At 37.3% G+C, this 21813-nt stretch carries 17 protein-coding genes; 15 read left to right on the forward strand and 2 right to left on the reverse strand.

From position 1 onward, the window contains the following. Positions 1-155: 155 nt before the first annotated feature. Positions 156-6590 carry a S8 family peptidase gene (locus tag QM406_RS03030; protein ID WP_414273375.1) on the forward strand — a complete coding sequence of 2145 codons (6435 nt, stop codon included), beginning with the start codon at positions 156-158 and terminating at the stop codon, positions 6588-6590. Positions 6591-6940: 350 nt separating this feature from the next. Here the strand turns inward: QM406_RS03030 and ald are convergent, their stop codons facing one another. Beyond that, a complete protein-coding gene (ald, locus tag QM406_RS03035; RefSeq protein ID WP_414273376.1) occupies positions 6941-8053 on the reverse strand; it encodes an alanine dehydrogenase in 1113 nt (370 codons plus the stop codon). A gap of 179 nt (positions 8054-8232) precedes the next feature. Between ald and QM406_RS03040 the strand changes: the two genes are divergently transcribed. From QM406_RS03040 to QM406_RS03105, 14 genes are all read left to right on the forward strand, one after another. Then, entirely contained in the window at positions 8233-8847 is a 615-nt protein-coding gene (locus QM406_RS03040) for a hypothetical protein (protein ID WP_414273377.1), read from the forward strand. Positions 8848-9008: 161 nt separating this feature from the next. After that, complete coding sequence (locus QM406_RS03045; RefSeq protein ID WP_414273378.1) at positions 9009-9578, forward strand: GNAT family N-acetyltransferase; 570 nt, start codon at positions 9009-9011, stop codon at positions 9576-9578. Positions 9579-9643: 65 nt separating this feature from the next. Further along, positions 9644-10285: a helix-hairpin-helix domain-containing protein gene (locus QM406_RS03050; protein ID WP_414273379.1), complete on the forward strand. Its 642-nt coding sequence runs from the start codon at positions 9644-9646 to the stop codon at positions 10283-10285. Beyond that, the gene (locus QM406_RS03055) at positions 10269-12488 is read left to right on the forward strand and encodes a ComEC/Rec2 family competence protein (RefSeq protein WP_414273380.1); all 2220 of its coding nucleotides are present in this window, start codon (positions 10269-10271) and stop codon (positions 12486-12488) included. The genes QM406_RS03050 and QM406_RS03055 overlap by 17 nt, the downstream gene beginning before the upstream one ends. A gap of 125 nt (positions 12489-12613) precedes the next feature. Then, the gene (locus QM406_RS03060; RefSeq protein WP_000169115.1) at positions 12614-13900 is read left to right on the forward strand and encodes a peptidase U32 family protein; all 1287 of its coding nucleotides are present in this window, start codon (positions 12614-12616) and stop codon (positions 13898-13900) included. A 13-nt stretch (positions 13901-13913) separates the two neighbouring features. Then, positions 13914-14225, forward strand: a complete 312-nt coding sequence (locus QM406_RS03065) for a CHY zinc finger protein (RefSeq protein WP_000249454.1) — start codon at positions 13914-13916, stop codon at positions 14223-14225. A gap of 229 nt (positions 14226-14454) precedes the next feature. Continuing rightward, positions 14455-14655: a F0F1 ATP synthase subunit C gene (locus QM406_RS03070; protein ID WP_001054551.1), complete on the forward strand. Its 201-nt coding sequence runs from the start codon at positions 14455-14457 to the stop codon at positions 14653-14655. A 32-nt stretch (positions 14656-14687) separates the two neighbouring features. Beyond that, the gene (gene atpB, locus QM406_RS03075; protein WP_000392935.1) at positions 14688-15404 is read left to right on the forward strand and encodes a F0F1 ATP synthase subunit A; all 717 of its coding nucleotides are present in this window, start codon (positions 14688-14690) and stop codon (positions 15402-15404) included. An 18-nt stretch (positions 15405-15422) separates the two neighbouring features. After that, a complete protein-coding gene (gene atpF / locus QM406_RS03080) occupies positions 15423-15917 on the forward strand; it encodes a F0F1 ATP synthase subunit B (RefSeq protein ID WP_000366310.1) in 495 nt (164 codons plus the stop codon). Further along, positions 15917-16453 carry a F0F1 ATP synthase subunit delta gene (locus QM406_RS03085; RefSeq protein ID WP_000359024.1) on the forward strand — a complete coding sequence of 179 codons (537 nt, stop codon included), beginning with the start codon at positions 15917-15919 and terminating at the stop codon, positions 16451-16453. The genes atpF and QM406_RS03085 overlap by 1 nt, the downstream gene beginning before the upstream one ends. Before the next feature lie 14 nt (positions 16454-16467). Beyond that, positions 16468-17973 carry a F0F1 ATP synthase subunit alpha gene (atpA, locus tag QM406_RS03090; protein ID WP_414273381.1) on the forward strand — a complete coding sequence of 502 codons (1506 nt, stop codon included), beginning with the start codon at positions 16468-16470 and terminating at the stop codon, positions 17971-17973. Between the two features lie 15 nt (positions 17974-17988). Further along, positions 17989-18867 carry a F0F1 ATP synthase subunit gamma gene (locus tag QM406_RS03095; RefSeq protein ID WP_045763457.1) on the forward strand — a complete coding sequence of 293 codons (879 nt, stop codon included), beginning with the start codon at positions 17989-17991 and terminating at the stop codon, positions 18865-18867. 81 nt (positions 18868-18948) lie between these two features. Further along, positions 18949-20355 carry a F0F1 ATP synthase subunit beta gene (gene atpD / locus QM406_RS03100; RefSeq protein ID WP_000094353.1) on the forward strand — a complete coding sequence of 469 codons (1407 nt, stop codon included), beginning with the start codon at positions 18949-18951 and terminating at the stop codon, positions 20353-20355. Between the two features lie 10 nt (positions 20356-20365). Beyond that, on the forward strand, positions 20366-20785 hold the full coding sequence (locus QM406_RS03105) for a F0F1 ATP synthase subunit epsilon (protein WP_049503620.1): 420 nt from the start codon (positions 20366-20368) through the stop codon (positions 20783-20785). A gap of 205 nt (positions 20786-20990) precedes the next feature. Here QM406_RS03105 and QM406_RS03110 read toward each other — a convergent pair. Continuing rightward, on the reverse strand, positions 20991-21813 hold an 823-nt coding region (locus QM406_RS03110; RefSeq protein ID WP_414273382.1), incomplete at its 5' end, for a transposase.

The raw sequence follows: 21813 nt of genomic DNA on the forward strand, positions 1-21813 counted from the left end.
TTAATTGATATACTATTTTTCAGAGAGCTAACAATTATATATAAATGTACTACTCTATTTCCTAGATAATACTTCATAAAACTTTTTATAACAAAGGCTAGCAAAGTTAAAGTTTACTATCTATTGGAAGTTAAATAAATATGTAAGGAATTAAAATGAAAAAAAGTACAGTATTGTCATTAACCACAGCTGCAGTTATTTTAGCAGCATATGTCCCTAATGAGGTAATTCTAGCAGATACACCTAGTTCTGAAGATTCTTTAAAAATATCTGATAAAGAAACAGTAGTAGTAGGTAAACAAAACGAAAACAAAGAAAAATATGAAGATATTCATAATGCTATAGAAATTTCAAAGGATACTGAAGAAAAGAAAACAACAGTTATTGAGGAAAAAGAAGTTGTTAGTAAAGAATCTGTGATAGACAATAAAACTAACAACGAAAAATCAACAATCAAAAAAGAAGATTCTAATCAATACAAAGGAGATAATGCAGACTCGTCTGCAAGTAAAAACACAGAAACTCCCCAAAAAGAAGATAAGCTTGTCTATATTGCTGAATTTAAAGATAAAGAATCTGGAGAAAAAGCAATCAAGCAACTATCAAATCTCAAGGATACAAAAGTTTTATATACTTATGATAGAATTTTTAACGGTAGTGCTATTGAAACAACTCCAGATAACTTGGACAAAATTAAACAAATAGAAGGTATTTCATCGGTTGAACGGTCACAAAAAGTCCAGCCCATGATGAACCATGCTAGAAAGGAAATTGGAGTTGAGGAAGCTATTGATTACCTAAAGTCTATCAATGCACCATTTGGGAAAAACTTTGATGGTAGAGGTATGGTCATTTCAAACATCGATACTGGGACTGATTATAGACATAAGGCTATGAGAATCGATGATGATGCCAAAAGCTCAATGAAATTTAAAAAAGAAGACTTAAAAGGTACTGATAAAAATTTCTGGTTGAGTGATAAAATCCCTCATGCTTTCAATTATTATAATGGTGGTAAAATTACTGTAGAAAAAACTGATGATGGAAGCGATTATTTTGATCCACATGGAATGCATATTGCAGGGATTCTTGCAGGAAATGATACTGAAAAAGATATTAAAAATTTTAACGGAATAGATGGAATTGCTCCTAATGCACAAATTTTCTCTTATAAAATGTACTCTGATGCAGGATCTGGGTTCGCAGGTGATGAAACAATGTTTCATGCTATTGAAGATTCGATCAAACACAATGTCGATGTTGTTTCGGTATCATCTGGCTTTACAGGAACAGGTCTTGTAGGTGAGAAATATTGGGAAGCTATTAGAGCGTTAAGAAAAGCAGGCATTCCAATGGTCGTAGCTACAGGTAACTATGCGACTTCTGCTTCAAGTTCTTCATGGGATTTAGTGGCAAATAATAATCTGAAAATGACCGACACTGGAAATGTAACACGAACTGCAGCACATGAAGATGCGATAGCAGTTGCTTCTGCTAAAAATCAAACAGTTGAGTTTGATAAAGTTAACATAGGTGGAGAAAGTTTTAAATACAGAAATATAGGGGCCTTTTTCGATAAGAATAAAATCATAACAAATGAAGATGGTTCAAAAGCTCCTAGTAGATTGAAATTTGTATATATAGGCAAAGGTCAAGACCAAGATTTGATAGGTTTGAATCTTAAGGGCAAAATTGCAGTAATGGATAGAATTTATACAAAGGATTTAAAAAATGCTTTTAAACGAGCAACGGATAAGGGCGCACGCGCCATTATGGTTGTAAATACTGTCAATTACTACAATAGAGATAATTGGACAGAGCTTCCAGCCATGGGATATGAAGCGGATGAAGGGACTAAAAGTCAAGTATTTTCAATTTCAGGAGATGATGGTGTAAAGCTATGGAACATGATTAATCCTGATAAAAAAACTGAGGTTAAAAGAAATAGTAAGGAAGATTTCAAAGATAAATTGGAGCAATACTATCCAATTGATATGGCAAGCTATAATTCTAATAAACCGAATGTAGGTGATGAAAAAGAAATTGACTTTAAGTTTGCACCTGACACAGACAAAGAATTGTATAAAGAAGATATTATAGTCCCAGCAGGATCTACATCTTGGGGGCCAAGAACAGATTTGCTTTTAAAGCCTGATGTCTCAGCACCAGGTAAAAATATTAAATCCACTCTCAATGTCATTAATGGGAAATCAACTTATGGTTATATGTCAGGGACTAGTATGGCAACTCCAATCGTGGCAGCTTCTACTGTTTTGATTAGACCAAAGTTAAAGGAAATGCTTGAAAGACCTGTGTTGAAAAATCTTGAGGGAGATGACAAAATAGATCTTACAAGTCTTACAAAAATAGCCCTACAAAATACTGCACGGCCTATGATGGATGCGACTTCTTGGAAAGAAAAAAGTCAATACTTTGCATCACCTAGACAACAGGGGGCAGGGCTAATTAATGTTGCCAATGCATTGAGAAATGAAGTCGTAGCTACTTTTAAAAACACGGATTCTAAAGGTTTGGTAAACTCTTATGGTTCTATTTCTCTTAAAGAAATAAAAGGAGATAAAAAATATTTTACAATTAAGCTTCACAATACATCAAACAGACCTTTGACCTTTAAAGTTTCAGCATCAGCGGTAACTACAGATGCTCTAACTGACAGACTCAAACTGGATGAAACATACAAAGATGAAAAATCTCCAGATGGGAAGCAAATTGTTCCAGAAATTCACCCAGAGAAAGTAAAAGATGCAAATATCACATTTGAGCATGACACTTTCACTATAGCCCCAAATTCTAGCTTTGATTTAAATGCGGTTATAAATGTTGGGGAGGCTAAAAATAAAAATAAATTTGTAGAATCATTTATTCATTTTGAGTCTGTGGAAGAAATGGAAGCTTTAAACTCCAATGGGAAGAAAACAAATTTCCAACCTTCTTTATCGATGCCTCTAATGGGATTTGCTGGGAATTGGAACCACGAACCAATCCTTGATAAATGGGCCTGGGAAGAAGGATCAAAATCAAAAACAATGGAAGGTTATGATGATGATGGTAAACCAAAAATTCCAGGAACCTTAAATAAGGGAATTGGCGGAGAACATGGTATAGATAAATTTAATCCAGCAGGAGTTATACAAAATAGAAAAGATAAAAATACAACATCCTTAGATCAAAATCCAGAATTATTTGCTTTCAATAACGAAGGGATCAACGCACTATCATCAAGTGGTTCTAATATTGCTAAAATTTATCCTTTAGATTCAAATGGAAATCCTCAAGATGCTCAACTTGAGAGAGGATTAACACCTTCTCCACTTGTATTAAGAAGTGCAGAAGAAGGATTGATTTCAATAGTAAATACAAATAAAGAGGGAGAAAATCAAATTGACTTAAAAGTCATTTCGAGAGAACACTTTATTAAAGGAATTTTAAACTCTAAAAGAAATGATGCAAAGGGAATCAAATCTTCTAAGCTAAAAGTTTGGGGTGACTTGAAGTGGGATGGACTCATCTATAACCCTAGAGGTAGAGAAGAAAATGCACCAGAAAGCAAGGATAGCAAAGATCCTGCTACTAAGATAAGAGGTCAATTTGAACCGATTGCGGAAGGTCAATATTTCTATAAATTTAAATATAGATTAACTAAAGATTATCCATGGCAAGTTTCCTATATTCCTGTAAAAATTGATAACACAGCACCTAAGATTGTTTCTGTTGATTTTTCAAATCCTGAAAAAATTAAGCTGATCACAAAGGATACTTATCACAAGGTAAAAGAGCAATACAAGAATGAAACTTTATTTGCGAGAGATCAGAAAGAACATCCTGAAAAATTTGAAGAGATTGCAAACGAAGTTTGGTATGCTGGCGCCGCTCTTGTTAATGAAGATGGAGAGGTTGAGAAAAATCTTGAAGTAACTTATGCAGGTGAGGGTCAAGGAAGAAACAGAAAACTTGACAAAGATGGAAATACCATTTATGAAATTAATGGTGCAGGAGATTTAAGAGGAAAAATCATTGAAGTCATTGCATTAGATGGATCTAGCAATTTTACAAAGATTCATAGAATTAAATTTGCTGATCATGCTGATGAAAAGGGGATGATTTCCTATTATCTAGTAGATCCTGATCAAGATTCATCTAAATACCAAAAGCTTGGCGAGATTTCCGAATCTAAATTTAAAAATTTAGAAAATAGAAAAGAGGATAGTCTTAAAAAAGATACAACTGAGGAAGAAAATCATCAAGACAATGAAGAGTCTATCGAAGAAAAATCTAGCTTGACTATTCATAAAACGATTTCAACAATTAGAGACTTTGAAAGCAAAGACTTGAAGAAACTCATTAAAAAGAAATTTAGAGAAGTTGATGACTTTACAAGTGAAACTGGTAAGAGGACAGAAGAATACGATTATAAATACGATGATAAGGGAAATATCATTGCTTATGACGATGGTAGTGCCTTAGAATATGAAACTGAAAAACTTGACGAAATCAAATCAAAAATTTATGGTGTTCTAAGCCCGTCTAAAGATGGACACTTTGAAATTCTTGGAAAGATAAGTAATGTTTCTAAAAATGCCAAGGTATATTATGGTAATAAATATAAATCGATAGAAATCAAAACGACCAAGTATGATTCCCACTCAAAAACGATGACATTTGATTTATACGCTAATATTAATGATATTGTGGATGGATTAGCTTTTGCAGGAGATATGAGATTCTTTGTTAAAGATGATGATCAGATAAAAGCTGAAACGAAGATTAGAATGCCTGAAAAAAATAAGGAAACTAAGACAGAATATCCGTATGCATCAAGTTATGGGAATGTAATAGAATTAGGAGAAGGTGATCTTTCAAAGAACAAACCAAATAATTTAACTGAAATGGAATCTGGTAAAATCTATTCTGATTCAGAAAAACAACAATATCTATTAAAGGATAATATCATTCTGAGAAAAGGCTATGCACTAAAAGTGACTACCTACAATCCTGGAAAAACGGATATGTTAGAAGGAAATGGAGTCTATAGCAAGGAAGATATAGCAAAAATACAAAAGGCCAATCCTAATCTAAGAGTCCTTTCAGAAAAAATAATTTATGCTGATAGTAGAAATGTTGAAGATGGAAGAAGTACTCAATCAGTATTAATGTCGGCTTTGGACGGCTTTAACATTGTAAGGTATCAAGTGTTTAGATTTAAAATGAACGATAAAGGGGAGGCAATCGATAAAGATGGAAATCTTGTAACAGATCCTTCTAAACTTGTATTATTTGGTAAAGATGATAAAGAGTACACTGGAGAGGATAAGTCCAATGTAGAAGCTATAAAAGAAGAAGGCTCTACGTTATTTATTGATGCAAAACCAGTAAATCTTTCAATGGACAAGAACTACTTTAATCCATCTAAATCTAATAAAATTTATGTACGAAATCCAGAATTTTATTTAAGAGGTAAGATTTCTGATAAGGGTGGTTTTAACTGGGAGTTGAGAGTTAATGAATCTGTTGTAGATAATTATTTAATCTACGGAGATTTACACATTGATAACACTAGAGATTTTAACGTTAAGCTTAATGTTAAAGACGGTGACATCATGGACTGGGGAATGAAAGACTATAAAGCAAACGGATTCCCAGATAAGGTAACAGATATGGATGGAAATGTTTATCTTAAAACTGGCTATAGCGATTTGAATGCGAAAGCGGTTGGAGTACACTATCAATTTTTATATGATAATGTCAAACCCGAAGTAAACATTGATCCTAAGGGAAATACTAGTATTGAATATGCTGACGGAAAATCTGTAGTCTTTAACATCAATGATAAAAGAAATAATGGATTCGATGGTGAGATTCAAGACAAACATATTTATGTAAATGGAAAAGAATATAAATCATTTGATGATATTAAACAACTAACAGATAAGACACTAAACATTAAGATTGTTGTAAAAGATTTTGCAAGAAATACGACCGTAAAAGAATTCATTTTAAACAAAGATACGGGAGAGGTGAGCGAATTAAAAGCTCATACGGTGACTGTGACCATTCAAAATGGAAAAGAAATGAGTTCAACGATAGTGTCGGAAGAAGATTTCATTTTACCTGTCTATAAGGGTAAATTAGAAAAAGGCTATCAATTTGATGGTTGGGAAATTTCTGGTGTCGAAGGGAAAAAAGACGTTGGCTATGTTATTAATGTGTCAAAAGATATCCTTATAAAACCTGTATTCAAGAAAATAGAGGAGAAAAAGGAGGAGGAAAATAAACCTACTTTTGATGTATCCAAAAAGAAAGAAAAAACACAATCTGATTCAACTAATGATGTCAACAGTATTGTTCCTGATAAAAATGATAAAAACTTTGAAATTAAGAAGGATGTTTATCTTAATGAACAAGACAGCATAGCTAATAAATATACCGATATCGATAGTAAATCAACTACTAACAATTCTGATAGGTTGCCAAAAACTGGAACAGTTAGCGAAGTTCTTACACCATTCATTGCGGGAATATTGTTTATAGTAGGAGCGCTTCTTGGATTGAAGAAAAAAGATCAAGATTAAGACAAAACCTATAGATAAAAAAATGGTTTATGTACTGAGATTAGCTAGTGTGATAATGAAACAGTTTTGTGAAAATAGCCATTTATAACTCAATTATTTAGTTTACTTTACTATTGATACCTTTTTTGGATTTATTGGACTTAGTTTAGATAACTAATGAATTGATTGAAAGGATTAATATTGACAAATAGTGATCACATTGATTAGAAAATAGAGTCTACCAAAATTTAAATTATAAACCATGACATGAGAAAACGAGCATCTCCAAGAACGGAAATGCTCGTTTTTAAGATTTAGAAGCTAGTTTTTACGTAGCATTCTATTTTTGTAGTTTAAATTTATAAATCATTTTAGACAAGTTCACTGATTGAAGTGAAGTCACGATCCAAGCCTTCTGCAACTGGTTGGCTAGTGAGGATACCTTGATAAGTTGTAACTCCTTCACGTAAACCAGCATCATCAGAAATAGCTTTCTTAAATCCTTTTCCTGCCAAGGCTTCGATATATGGAAGAGTCACATTTGTAAGGGCAATCGTAGATGTGCGAGCAACTGCTCCAGGAATATTAGCAACCGCATAATGAAGAACACCGTGTTTTTCATAGACTGGTTCATCGTGAGTTGTCACTCGGTCAGCTGTCGCTATAACACCACCTTGGTCAACAGCAACGTCAACGATGACAGAACCAGGACGCATTTGTTGTACCATTTCATCTGTCACCAATTTCGGAGCTTTGGCACCAGGAATCAAGACAGCACCGATCACAACGTCTGCTTCACGCACACTTGCTTCGATATTAAATGGGTTAGACATCAAAGTTTGGATTTGGTGACCAAAGACGTCTTCAAGGACTGAGAGGCGTTTAGCGCTGATATCAAGAATGGTTACTTGAGCTCCCAAACCTAGCGCAATGCGAGCTGCGTGTGTACCAACGACACCACCACCGATAATGGTTACTTTTCCTTTAGGAACACCAGGGACACCACCGAGTAGAACTCCTGAACCGCCAGCTTGTTTCGTCAAGAAGTGGGCTCCGATTTGGACTGCCATACGACCAGCTACCTCACTCATTGGAACAAGAAGTGGGAGTTGTCCTTGAGTATCACGGACTGTCTCATAAGCAACACCAGTTGTTTTAGCTGCAAGCATAGCATCAGCCAATTCTGGAGCAGCAGCCATGTGTAAGTAGGTGAAAAGAAGTAAATCCTCACGCAAGAACTGGTACTCACTAGCAAGGGGTTCTTTTACTTTGACCACTAATTCTGCTGCCCAGGCTTCAGCAGCAGTTGCGACAATTTCTGCTCCTTGCTTTTCATAGTCAGTATCAGCAAAGCCAGATCCAAGACCTGCATTTGTTTCGATGAGGACTCGGTGACCACGACCAACAAGACTCTGTACACCAGCAGGTGTCAAAGCAACACGATTTTCATTATTTTTAATTTCCTTTGGAATTCCAATTAACATAGGATAACTCACTTTCTATTAAGCTGTTTCAATTTATGTATCACATCATTCGTCAGAGTTTTTGTGATGACTTTATTGTATATGAAACCGTTTTAAAAGGCAAGGGAAATTATTGATTTGTATTGTATTTTTTGTTAAGCTTTTAGAAAATAAACTTAATTTAGTGAGGGACAAGCTGCGTGATTATTTATGAAGATGCCAATATAGATTCTTCTCTTATTCACTTTACATCCGCATTTAATATCTATGCGGGACGATGGGAGATTATTGGTGACTATAGAAGAAGGGAGGAGTATTTACAGTATTTGATTTCGCAATTATATGATTATTCAACTAAAAATAAATTCAATATATATTTAGTATTAGGAGATGATTGCTTTAATGATAATACTAGAATATCCCAATATTATAAACTTTGGAAATTGCTAAAAAAGCAACACCTGGAAGTTAGGAATGCAATTTATTCTCAAGAGATTATGATTACGAAGAATGATAAAGTGAAATTTTTTGGTGGAATTCAAGTATTAGGTAGAGAGTCTGTTTCAGATATTGTTTCAATCTTGCTAGCAAAACAAACGGCTCATTTATTATTGTTGCCAGAGGGACTTAAAGTTACAACTTTTTTACAGTCAGGTTTTTCAAAGATAATAGCTGAAAATAGTGAGTATATTGAGAATGTGGTTGGTAGTGGTGGAATAGTTTTATTTCATGAAGGTTATTTTGACGATAGGAACACAGGCTTTGTAGGTTTTGGGGGATTGTCCTTAATTACTAAAGATTTATTTGGAAAATAGGTAACAATAATTGGAAGTTTATGAGTGAAACTATGAGAGTAACATTTTTATAATTAGAAAATATTTTTGAAAGAAGTGTTTTTTCATTATTCACATGAAAAACTTGTAAACCTATTTCTTTTATGTTATTCTTTTAGCAACCTATTTTGGGAGGTGCAATCATGGAATCACTATTTATCAAACTAGCCAAGCATCAAATTATCGAAACAGAACGCTTAGTACTTAGACCTGTAACACTTGATGATGCAGAAGCCATGTTTGAGTATGCTTCAAATAAAGAAAATACGCGCTACACTTTTCCAACCAATCAAAGTTTAGAGGAAACTAAGAACAATATTGCTCAATTTTATCTAGCCAATCCATTGGGACGATGGGGAATTGAACTAAAAAGTACTGGAGAATTTATCGGAACCATTGATCTGCACAAGATGGATACTGTTCTTAAGAAGGCAGCCATTGGTTACATTATCAATCAAAAATATTGGAATCAAGGTTTGACGACAGAAGCCAACAGAGCTGTAATTGAACTGGCTTTTGAAAAGATTGGGATGAATAAGTTGACGGCCCTTCACGATAAGGATAATCCTGCGTCAGGAAAAGTCATGGAGAAATCAGGTATGCACTTCTCCCACGAAGAACCATATGCTAGAATGGACTATAAAGAACCAGGACGAATTGTAACACGTGTACATTACATTTTAACCAAGGAAGATTATTTTGCAAATAAGTAAGCAGTTGAAAAGATTTTTCAGCTGTTTTTTCTTTCTCTTACGAATAAGCTAAGAGAGGAGAAAATATGGAAGAACTTATTGAGAAAATCAAAGAATATAAAATCATTGTCATCTGTGCTGGTTTGGGTTTGGTCTTAGGTGGATTTTTCCTCCTAAAACCAGTCGCTCAAACACCTGCTAAGGAAAGTAATTTGCAGTCTGAAGTTATAGCTATTCCAAAGGATTCGACGGATGAAAAGGAAGATGGAAATCAGAAGGAAGAAGTAGTGGAGCAAGATTTGATTACTGTCGATGTCAAAGGAGCTGTTAAATCGCCAGGAATTTATGATTTGCCAGTTGGAAGTCGAATCAATGATGCTGTCCAGAAAGCTGGTGGCTTGATAGATAATGCTGATAGTAAGTCTATCAACCTTGCCCAGAAGATTAGTGATGAAGCGCTGGTCTATGTCCCTACTAAGGAAGAAGCGGCTAACCAAGAGTCTTATTCAAATGCGACTGGAAGTAAGGAAAGCAAGAAGGTTAATCTCAATAAAGCCAGTCTTGAAGAGTTAAAACAAGTCAAAGGATTAGGTGCTAAACGCGCTCAGGACATTATTGACCATCGTGAGTCGAATGGTAAGTTTAAGTCAGTAGATGAGCTCAAAAAGGTTTCTGGTATTGGTGCAAAAACGATAGAAAAGTTAAAAGAGTATGTTACAGTGGATTAGTCGTTTTCCCATTCCAAAAATCTATCTCAGTTTTCTCTTGCTATGGCTCTACTATGCTATCTTTTCAGCAAGTGTCTTAGCACTTTTGGGCTTTGCCTTTTTACTAGTCTGCCTCTTTTTCCAATTTCCATGGAAAACTGTGACCAAGGTCCTCTTGATTTGCAGCATATTTGGGAGTTGGTTTATTTTTCAAAAATGGCAGCAAGAAGAAGCCAGTCGGAATCTTGTAGACACGGTTGATACAGTGAGAATATTACCGGATACCATCAAAGTAAATGGTGATAGCTTATCTTTTCGTGGCAAGGCTGAGGGCAGACTCTTTCAGGTCTATTATAAACTCCAGTCAGAAGTTGAAAAGGAAAAATTTCAAGATTTATCTGAACTACATGAAATGGTTGTGAAAGGCAAGCTAGCTAGTCCTCAAGGAGCCAGTAATTTTGCGGGTTTTGATTATCGAAACTATCTCAAAACACAAGGAATTTATCAGACTATGACCATATCCGAAATTGTGGAATTAAAGCAAATTTCCAGTTGGCATATTGGAGAAAATCTATCAAGTTTGCGGAGAAAAGCAGTTGTCTGGATAAAAAGGAATTTTCCCGATCCCATGCGCAATTATATGACAGGTCTTTTATTGGGACATTTAGATACAGATTTTGAGGAAATGAATGAACTTTATTCCAGCCTAGGGATTATTCACCTTTTTGCTTTGTCTGGAATGCAGGTCGGATTTTTCATGGATGCTTTCAAGAAGTTACTTCTGCGTTTGGGTTTGACGCAAGAAAAGTTCAAATGGCTAGCCTATCCCTTCTCCTTAGTCTATGCAGGTTTGACAGGATTTTCAGCCTCTGTTATTCGTAGTCTCCTCCAAAAGCTATTGGCTCAGCATGGCTTCAAGTCATTGGATAATTTTGCTTTAACGATTCTTATTCTATTTCTTATCATGCCAAACTTTTTCTTAACTGCTGGGGGAGTTCTTTCCTGTGCTTATGCCTTTATCCTGACAATGACTGGTGAGGAAGTAGCAGGGATAAAAGGTTTGATTAGAGAGAGTTGTATTATTTCCTTGGGAATTCTGCCAATTCTATCTTTTTATTTTTCAGAATTTCAACCATGGTCCATTCTCTTGACATTTGTCTTTTCATTCTTGTTTGACATGTTCCTATTGCCACTTTTATCGATTCTCTTCTGTCTGTCATTTATATATCCCATCACCCAGTTCAACTTTCTATTTGAATGGCTAGAAAACATCATACGCTATATTTCTCAGCTATCTACGAGGCCTCTTGTTTTTGGTCAGCCGAGTCTTTGGATTTTAATCCTTCTTTTGATTTCTTTAGCTCTCATCTACGACTATCGAAAGAATTTGAAAAAAATATCTATGCTTGTCATAGTTGCCAGCTCACTCTTTTTAGTAACCAAGCATCCACTAGAAAATGAAATCACAGTCCTAGATATGGAACAGGGGCGAAGCATTTTCCTAAGAGACATGTCAGGGAAGACCATACTACTGGATGTTGGTGAAAAGCTAGCAGTTGAAAAGAAAGAAGTCTGGCAGGAGAAAGCTATTACCAGCAATGCCAAACGTAGTTTAATTCCTTATCTGAAAAGTCGAGGAGTGGCCAAGATTGATCAGTTGGTTCTGACGACTAGTGATACTAAGCAGTTAGATCATGTGTTAGAGATCAGTAAAGCCTTCCAGCTTAGAGAAATTCTAGTAACTGAAGAAACTCTATCACAGAGAGAATTCATGGATAAGTTGAAGGAGAGCAAAGTCAAGATAGTTGCCATCAAAACTGGACAGCAGTTACCTATTTTTGGGAGTAATTTGGAAGTAATCACTAGCCAAAATAGCGATGAAAAGGACTCAATGGTCTTGTATGGAAAGTTACTAAACCAAACCTTTCTAGTTACTGGAAATACAGAGGAAAAGTTCTTGACGAGTCATTCCTCAAAACACCAAGCAGATGTAGTAATAACTCATCAGCAAGCATCGAAGAAAAAGACAGATGGTGAGGTCTTCAAAACTGTACACCCTAAAATCACCGTTATTTCGGTAGACAAGAAAAAATCATTTAAAGTTAAAAATAGGGAGAATAACCAAGAAGATAAAGAACTTGAGAATTTGGTATTAAAAACTGACAAAAAGGGTGCTATACGTTTTAAAGGCTGGACTACTTGGAATGTTGAAACTGTTCAATAACGTTTTCAGAGAAAACTAAACATTAAAATTGTCTAAACAATCATTCAAGGCTTGATTTTGAATCCTGTTTACTATAAAATAGTTAAGATTGGTGTCAAACTTTTATATTGCAAATAGGAGAAAAAATGACAAAAACTTTGAAACGTCCTGAGGTTCTATCACCTGCAGGAACACTAGAAAAACTAAAAGTAGCTGTTCAATATGGAGCAGATGCTGTCTTTATCGGTGGTCAGGCCTATGGTCTTCGTAGTCGCGCGGGTAACTTCACTTTCGAACAAATGGAAGAAGGAGTTCAGTTTGCGGCTAAGTATGGCGCTAAAGTTTATGTGGCTGCTAATATGGTTATGCACGAAGGAAATGAAGAAGGTGCCGGAGAATGGTTCCGTAAGTTGCGTGATATCGGTATTGCAGCGGTTATCGTTTCTGACCCTGCCTTAATCATGATTGCAGCAACAGAAGCACCAGGACTTGAAATCCACCTTTCAACACAAGCTAGTGCGACCAACTATGAAACTCTTGAATTCTGGAAAGAACTTGGATTGACGCGTGTTGTTTTGGCGCGTGAGGTTTCTATGGAAGAGTTGGCAGAAATCCGCAAACGTACAGATGTAGAAATTGAAGCTTTTGTACATGGAGCTATGTGTATCTCATATTCTGGCCGTTGTACCCTTTCTAACCACATGAGTATGCGTGATGCCAACCGTGGTGGATGTTCACAATCTTGCCGTTGGAAATATGACCTTTACGATATGCCATTTGGTAAAGAGCGTAAGAGTCTCAAGGGAGAAATTCCTGAAGAGTTCTCCATGTCTGCGGTTGATATGTCTATGATTGACCATATTCCAGATATGATTGAAAATGGTGTGGACAGTCTTAAAATTGAAGGTCGTATGAAGTCTATCCACTATGTTTCAACAGTGACAAACTGCTACAAAGCTGCCGTTGATGCCTACCTTGAAAGTCCTGAAAAGTTTGAAGCTATCAAGCAAGACTTGATTGATGAAATGTGGAAGGTTGCCCAACGTGAATTGGCTACAGGTTTCTATTACGGAACACCATCTGAAAACGAACAACTATTCGGTGCTCGTCGTAAGATTCCAGAATACAAGTTTGTTGCTGAAGTAGTAGCTTATGATGATGCAACGCAAACAGCAACTATTCGCCAACGTAACGTTATCAACGAAGGAGACCAAGTTGAGTTTTATGGCCCAGGTTTCCGCCATTTTGAAACTTATATCGAAGACCTTCATGATGCCAAAGGTAACAAGATTGACCGTGCACCAAATCCAATGGAACTTTTAACTATCAAGGTTCCACAACCAGTACAAGCAGGTGATATGGTCCGTGCTTTGAAAGAAGGCTTGATCAATCTTTACAAAGAAGATGGAACCAGCGTCACAGTTCGTGCATAGATAAGGAAAGTCAATGGTTCAAGCTCATGGATTACTAGTAGATAATGAAAGCAGATGTGTTCATTACCATAGTGATAAAGATATCGTAGCGCTCCAGTGTTATGAGTGTCAGAAATACTATGCCTGTTATCAGTGTCACAATGAACTAGAGTCGCACACATTTTCTCCTTATCCTTTAAATCTAAAAGAGGATAAACCTATCTTATGTGGTTCCTGTAAGAAGAACCTAACTTATGAGGAGTATAGAGAAAAGGGGAGCTGTCCTTATTGTGCAGCACTCTTTAATCTAGCTTGCCAGAGCCACCATTCCTATTATTTTAAATAAGAAACGATAAATCCAGGTTTTGAAACTTGGATTTTTCTTTTCAGAAAAATAGGAAAGATAAGAAAAATAACCTGAAAAGACATTAAAATTTTCTATATAATTGTCTTGAAAATCATAAAAATAGAAATAAATGATTAGAAACGCTTTCAATGCTAGTAAAGAGTTGACAAAAGCAAATTTTAGGACTAAACTAGGGAAGTAAATTTAATTTAAAAAAGGAGAATTCGTCATGAATTTAACATTTTTCGGTCTATGTCTTGCCTGTATGGGTGTATCTCTTGCAGAAGGATTTTTGATGAACGGTTTGTTCAAATCTGCAGCACGCCAACCAGATATCATCCCTCAATTGCGTAGTTTGATGATCATGGGGATTGCCTTTATCGAAGGAACTTTCTTTGTAACCTTGGCGATGTCATTCGTTATCAAATAGACAACTCTATTTAGAAATGGAGGTGTCAAACCATGGAAGAAAGTTTGAATCCAACCGTTAATATTGGACCAATATCCTTTGATTTGACCCTGCTTGCCATGTCTCTTGTAACTGTTTTGATGGTTTTTGCCTTTGTCTACTGGGCAAGTCGTAAAATGGCCATCCGTCCAAAGGGCAAACAGAATGCTCTTGAGATGATTTATGACTTTGTGATTGGTTTTACAAAACCAAACATTGGAGATTCATATATCAAGGATTATTCCTTGTTCTTGTTCTCTCTATTTCTGTTTATCTTGGTTGCCAACAATATTGGCTTAATGGCAAAAGTACAAACAACAAACGGTTATAACTTGTGGACTTCCCCAACAGCCAACCTTGGATACGATTTATCCCTCTCCTTATTGATCACTTTGATCGCCCATGTAGAAGGAATTCGTCGTAGAGGCGTTAAAGAATATTTGAGAGCATTTGTTACTCCTGGCTTTATGACTCCGATGAACGTTTTAGAAGAGTTCACCAATTTTGCCTCCTTGGCGATTCGGATTTACGGAAATATTTTCGCCGGTGAGGTCTTGGCAGGATTGTTATTAGCCTTGTCACAATATGCCTTTTATTGGTATCCTTTTGCCTTTATTGCAAACATGTTATGGACAGCCTTTTCAATTTTCATTTCATGTATTCAAGCGTATGTATTTACCATGTTGTCTTCTATGTACATTGGTAAAAAGGTAAATGGTGAGGAAGAGTAAGCAGAGGAGGATTAGAAGATGGATTTAACTATTAGTACCATTATCGGTGACTTTATTCTTATCGCTGGTTCCTTCCTTTTATTAATTTTTTTAGTTAAGAAATATGCTTGGGGAAATATTACCAGTATTTTGGATCAACGTGCTGAAAAGATTTCTTCAGATATTGATGGTGCTGAGGAAGCTCGTAAAAAGGCTGAGGAACTAGCAAGTAAGCGAGAGGCTGAGCTAGCAGGTAGCCGTACCGAAGCTAAAACGATTATCGAGAATGCAAAGGAAACAGCTGAAAAGAGCAAATCAGATATTCTGGCTGAAGCTAAGCTAGAAGCTGGTCGCTTGAAAGAAAAAGCTAACCAAGAAATTGCGCAAAATAAAGCTGAGGCTTTACAAAGCGTTAAAGGTGAGGTAGCAGATTTGACAGTTAGTCTAGCTGGAAAAATCATCTCACAAAACCTTGACGGTCATGCCCATAAAGAACTCATTGATCAGTATATTGATCAGCTAGGAGAAGCTTAATGGACAAAAAGACAGTAAAGGTAATTGAAAAATACAGCATGCCTTTTGTCCAATTGGTGATTGAAAAAGGAGAAGAAGATTCTATCTTCTCAGACTTGACCCAGATTAAGCAAGTCGCTGAAGAAACAGACTTGCCTTCTTTTTTGGCTCAGGTAGATGTTGATGAGTCTGACAAGGAAAAAACAGTCAGTTATTTCCAAGATTCTGCATCGCCATTATTACAAAACTTCATTCAAGTTCTGTTGTACAATCATCGTTCAAATCTTTTTTATGATGTGATTGTAGATTGTTTAAACCGTCTTGAGAGAGAAACGAATCGTTTTGAAGTAACGATTGTGTCTGCTCATCCTCTAACGGATGAACAAAAAGAACGTTTGCTTCCAATTATAGAGAAAAAGATGTCTTTAAAAGTGCGTAGCATTAAAGAAGAAATCGACGATAGTTTAATCGGTGGTTTTGTTATTATCGCCAATCACAAGACAATTGATGTTAGTATTAAACAACAACTTAAAGTTGTTAAGGAAAATTTGAAATAGAAAGTGGTGTTCTTTTGGCAATTAACGCACAAGAAATCAGCGCTTTAATTAAGCAACAAATTGAAAATTTCAAACCCAATTTTGATGTGACTGAAACTGGTGTTGTAACCTACATCGGTGACGGAATTGCGCGTGCTCATGGCCTTGAAAATGCCATGAGTGGAGAGTTGTTGATTTTTGAAAACGGCTCTTATGGTATGGCGCAAAACTTAGAATCAACAGATGTTGGTATCATCATCCTTGGAGACTTTACAGATATCCGCGAAGGCGATACCATTCGTCGTACAGGAAAAATCATGGAAGTTCCAGTTGGTGATAGCTTGATTGGACGTGTCGTGGATCCACTTGGTCGTCCAGTAGATGGGCTTGGTCCAATCGACACAAACAAAACTCGTCCAGTTGAAGCGCCAGCACCTGGGGTAATGCAACGTAAATCAGTATCAGAACCATTGCAAACTGGTTTGAAAGCTATTGATGCCCTTGTTCCAATCGGTCGTGGTCAGCGTGAGTTGATTATCGGTGACCGTCAAACAGGGAAAACTACCATCGCTATCGATGCAATCTTGAACCAAAAAGGTCAAGATATGATCTGTATCTATGTAGCGATTGGTCAAAAAGAATCAACAGTTCGTACACAAGTAGAAACACTTCGCCAGTATGGAGCCTTGGATTACACAATCGTCGTGACAGCGTCAGCTTCACAACCTTCTCCATTGCTTTTCCTTGCACCTTATGCAGGGGTTGCTATGGCGGAAGAATTTATGTACCAAGGTAAGCATGTCTTGATCGTTTATGATGACTTATCTAAACAAGCGGTAGCTTATCGTGAACTTTCTCTCTTGCTCCGTCGTCCACCAGGTCGTGAAGCCTTCCCAGGGGATGTCTTCTATCTTCACAGTCGTCTACTTGAGCGTTCTGCTAAAGTTTCTGACGAACTTGGTGGTGGCTCTATTACAGCTCTTCCATTTATCGAAACACAAGCAGGAGATATCTCAGCCTACATCGCCACAAACGTAATCTCTATTACGGATGGACAAATCTTCCTTGGCGATGGACTCTTTAACGCGGGTATCCGTCCGGCTATTGATGCAGGTTCTTCCGTATCTCGTGTTGGTGGTTCTGCACAGATTAAGGCCATGAAGAAAGTTGCTGGTACACTCCGTATCGACCTTGCTTCATACCGTGAGTTGGAAGCCTTCACTAAATTTGGTTCTGACTTGGATGCGGCTACTCAGGCTAAATTGAACCGTGGTCGTCGTACTGTAGAAGTATTGAAACAACCTGTTCACAAACCATTACCTGTTGAGAAACAAGTTACTATTCTCTATGCTTTGACCCATGGTTTCTTGGATACAATTCCTGTAGACGATATCGTTCATTTCGAAGAAGAGTTCCATATGTTCTTTGATGCTCAACATCCTGAAATTTTGGAAACCATTCGTGAAACAAAAGACTTGCCAGATGAAGCAGTCTTGGATGCTGCGATTACTGAGTTTCTCAATCAATCAAGCTTCCAATAAGAATAGAGGTGTCAGATGGCAGTATCTCTAAATGATATTAAAACAAAAATCGCCTCAACAAAAAATACTAGTCAAATTACTAACGCTATGCAGATGGTTTCTGCAGCTAAGTTAGGTCGTTCTGAAGAAGCAGCTCGTAACTTCCAAGTGTATGCACAAAAAGTGCGTAAACTAGTTACAGACATCCTCCACGGAGATGGTGCAGGCGGATCAACTAACCCTATGTTGATCAGTCGCCCCGTCAAAAAAACAGGCTATATTGTCATTACATCTGACCGTGGTCTTGTTGGAGGATATAATTCTTCAATCTTAAAAGCTGTCATGGAAATTCAGCAAGAATACCATCCTTCAGGTGATGATTTTGAAGTCATCTGTATTGGTGGTATGGGAGCCGATTTCTTCAAATCACGTGGTATTCAACCTATCTATGAATTGCGTGGACTTGCAAGCCAACCAAGTTTTGATGAAGTCCGTAAGATTATCACAAAAACGATTGAAATGTATCAAAATGAACTTTTTGATGAGCTCTACGTTTGCTACAACCACCACGTGAATACATTGACAAGTCAAATGCGTGTAGAACAGATGCTTCCAATCGTGGACTTGGATCCAAATGAAGCAGATGATAACTATAGCTTGACCTTTGACCTTGAAACAAGTCGTGAAGAAATCTTGGATCAATTGCTACCACAGTTTGCAGAAAGTATGATTTATGGTGCTATTATTGATGCCAAGACAGCTGAAAATGCTGCAGGTATGACAGCCATGCAAACAGCGACTGATAATGCAAAAAAAGTGATTAATGATTTGACAATCCAGTATAACCGTGCCAGACAGGCGGCGATTACACAAGAAATCACAGAAATCGTGGCAGGAGCTAGCGCTTTAGAATAAAGCCATCCTGCTCATATCAATGAACTTAGGACCTAGCAAAACTAGGAACCGACAGTATCTTATATAGAATAGGAGAAGGAGATGAGTTCAGGTAAAATTGCTCAGGTTATCGGACCCGTTGTAGACGTTTTGTTTGCAGCAGGTGAAAAACTACCTGAGATTAACAATGCACTTGTCGTCTACAAAAATGACGAAAAGAAAACAAAAATCGTCCTTGAAGTAGCCTTAGAGTTGGGAGATGGTATGATTCGTACCATCGCCATGGAATCAACAGATGGTTTGACTCGTGGAATGGAAGTGTTGGACACAGGTCGTCCAATCTCTGTACCAGTAGGTAAAGAAACCTTGGGACGTGTCTTCAACGTTTTGGGAGATACCATTGACTTGGAAGCTCCTTTTGGAGAAGACGCAGAACGCCAGCCAATTCATAAAAAAGCCCCTACTTTTGATGAGTTGTCTACCTCTTCAGAAATCCTCGAAACAGGGATTAAGGTTATCGACCTTCTTGCCCCTTATCTTAAAGGTGGTAAAGTCGGACTCTTCGGTGGTGCCGGAGTCGGTAAAACTGTCTTGATCCAAGAATTGATTCATAACATTGCCCAAGAACACGGTGGTATCTCAGTATTTACAGGTGTTGGGGAACGTACTCGTGAAGGGAATGACCTCTACTGGGAAATGAAAGAATCAGGCGTTATCGAGAAAACAGCCATGGTATTTGGTCAGATGAATGAACCACCAGGAGCACGTATGCGTGTTGCCCTTACTGGTTTGACAATCGCTGAATACTTCCGTGATGTAGAAGGCCAAGACGTTCTTCTCTTCATTGACAACATCTTCCGTTTCACACAAGCTGGTTCAGAAGTATCTGCCCTTTTGGGTCGTATGCCATCAGCCGTTGGTTACCAACCAACCCTCGCAACAGAAATGGGTCAATTGCAAGAACGTATCACTTCAACTAAGAAAGGTTCTGTAACCTCTATCCAGGCTATCTACGTGCCAGCGGATGACTATACTGACCCAGCGCCAGCAACAGCCTTCGCCCACTTGGATTCAACTACCAACTTGGAACGTAAATTGGTTCAATTGGGTATCTACCCAGCCGTTGATCCACTTGCTTCAAGCTCTCGTGCTTTGGCACCTGAAATTGTTGGAGAAGAGCACTACGCAGTTGCGGCTGAGGTTAAACGTGTTCTTCAACGTTACCATGAGTTGCAAGATATCATCGCTATCCTTGGTATGGATGAACTTTCTGATGAAGAAAAGACTTTGGTTGCTCGTGCCCGTCGTATTCAGTTCTTCCTTTCACAAAACTTCAACGTTGCGGAACAATTTACTGGTCAACCAGGTTCTTATGTTCCAGTAGCGGAAACAGTTCGTGGATTTAAGGAAATTCTTGACGGAAAACACGATCATCTCCCAGAAGACGCCTTCCGTGGAGTAGGTTCAATCGAAGATGTCATTGCTAAGGCTGAAAAAATGGGATTTTAAGAGGTGATCTATGGCTCAGTTAACTGTCCAGATCGTGACACCAGATGGCCTCGTCTATGATCACCATGCCAGCTTTGTATCGGTTCGAACTCTGGATGGTGAGATGGGGATCTTGCCACGACATCAAAATATGATTGCGGTATTAGCAGTTGATGAAGTTAAAGTCAAACGTATTGATGATGATTCTCATGTCAACTGGATAGCAGTAAACGGAGGAATCATTGAGATTGCTAATGATGTCATTACCATTATTGCAGACTCAGCTGAGCGTGCTCGTGATATCGATATTAGCCGTGCAGAACGTGCCAAACTTCGTGCAGAACGTGAAATCGAAGAAGCACAAGACAAACACTTGATTGACCAAGAGCGTCGTGCTAAGATTGCATTACAACGTGCTATTAACCGAATCAATGTCGGAAATAAATTATAAAAAAATGAACTTGATTTGAGGGCTCTTTTCTACCATTTGTCAAGTATATCAAGGGGCTTAAGTAAAAAAAGAGATGAGACAGTAGCTATTCTGAGGTTACTGTCTTATTTTTACCACTTATTGATCCATAAAAGGGCATGCTAAAAAAACACCTCATCTGGTATTTTTTGAAACAAGGTGTTATAATAATACGGCATAGATAGCCTTATCGATTTTGGGTCAAAGAGTAATCGTAAAGTTTGTTATGCGTAATGAGGTAATACATTGTTCGAATGAGACGATGTATAGAGGCAATCGCATGTGGCTTGGTTGAAGCTATTGTCGATTGTCTTTTTCGTTTCTCATAAAAGTCGGCGATATGGCAGGGATTGGTATGACTAGCTGAAGCGATGTTATGAATGCACTTGAACAAGATTTTTCTGGCATAGGGATTACCTCGCTTAGTAATGTGTTCCTTGGCGAGAAAGTTCCCAGATTCATAGTGTCTCAGGTCAATGCCAATAAAAGCGTTGATTTGATTGGTAGACTGAAAGCGACGAATATCTCCCAATTCGCCAATGATAGATGTCGCTGTGGTTTCTGCGATGCCAGGAATTGATCGTAAGATGTCATACTCTGGTAAAGGCTGAGCTAGAGCTACCATGTCGTCTAAGACAATCTGTCTGTGCTCAGAAAGACGAAGCAATTCTTGAGCATAGTAACGAACCTCTTCAAGCATTGGGGAGATTTTCTTGACCGCACAAAAAGATTGTTTAGCTAGTTTTATAAGTTTATCAGTCAGGTAAGCAATACGCTTTTCAGAGATTCGTTTGGAGGTAGATTGACGGATAATCTTACACAATTCATTTTGAGATAGGTTTAATACAAACTCTTTGCATGGAAAAGCCATCACTAAATTCCAATATTGCTCTCCAGTTGGTGTGGATAAGAGATTTTCCAATTCAGGAAAGGTGACTTGTAAGACCTTGTGTAGACGGTTTTTAGCTCTAACAATGTCTTCTGTAAGATTTTGATAGAAACGGCTTAAA

Origin of the sequence: Streptococcus infantis (assembly GCF_047465035.1) — a bacterium.
GTDB classification, from domain to species: Bacteria; Bacillota; Bacilli; order Lactobacillales; family Streptococcaceae; genus Streptococcus; species Streptococcus infantis_T.

Coding starts and splice junctions, on each gene's coding strand:
- QM406_RS03030 (WP_414273375.1), top strand. CDS start 156: ATGAAAAAAAGTACAGTATTGTCATTAACCACAGCTGCAGTTATTTTA.
- QM406_RS03070 (WP_001054551.1), top strand. CDS start 14,455: ATGAATTTAACATTTTTCGGTCTATGTCTTGCCTGTATGGGTGTATCT.
- QM406_RS03050 (WP_414273379.1), top strand. CDS start 9,644: ATGGAAGAACTTATTGAGAAAATCAAAGAATATAAAATCATTGTCATC.
- atpD (WP_000094353.1), top strand. CDS start 18,949: ATGAGTTCAGGTAAAATTGCTCAGGTTATCGGACCCGTTGTAGACGTT.
- QM406_RS03095 (WP_045763457.1), top strand. CDS start 17,989: ATGGCAGTATCTCTAAATGATATTAAAACAAAAATCGCCTCAACAAAA.
- QM406_RS03085 (WP_000359024.1), top strand. CDS start 15,917: ATGGACAAAAAGACAGTAAAGGTAATTGAAAAATACAGCATGCCTTTT.
- QM406_RS03060 (WP_000169115.1), top strand. CDS start 12,614: ATGACAAAAACTTTGAAACGTCCTGAGGTTCTATCACCTGCAGGAACA.
- QM406_RS03055 (WP_414273380.1), top strand. CDS start 10,269: ATGTTACAGTGGATTAGTCGTTTTCCCATTCCAAAAATCTATCTCAGT.
- QM406_RS03105 (WP_049503620.1), top strand. CDS start 20,366: ATGGCTCAGTTAACTGTCCAGATCGTGACACCAGATGGCCTCGTCTAT.
- QM406_RS03065 (WP_000249454.1), top strand. CDS start 13,914: ATGGTTCAAGCTCATGGATTACTAGTAGATAATGAAAGCAGATGTGTT.
- atpB (WP_000392935.1), top strand. CDS start 14,688: ATGGAAGAAAGTTTGAATCCAACCGTTAATATTGGACCAATATCCTTT.
- QM406_RS03045 (WP_414273378.1), top strand. CDS start 9,009: ATGGAATCACTATTTATCAAACTAGCCAAGCATCAAATTATCGAAACA.
- ald (WP_414273376.1), bottom strand. CDS start 8,053: ATGTTAATTGGAATTCCAAAGGAAATTAAAAATAATGAAAATCGTGTT.
- atpF (WP_000366310.1), top strand. CDS start 15,423: ATGGATTTAACTATTAGTACCATTATCGGTGACTTTATTCTTATCGCT.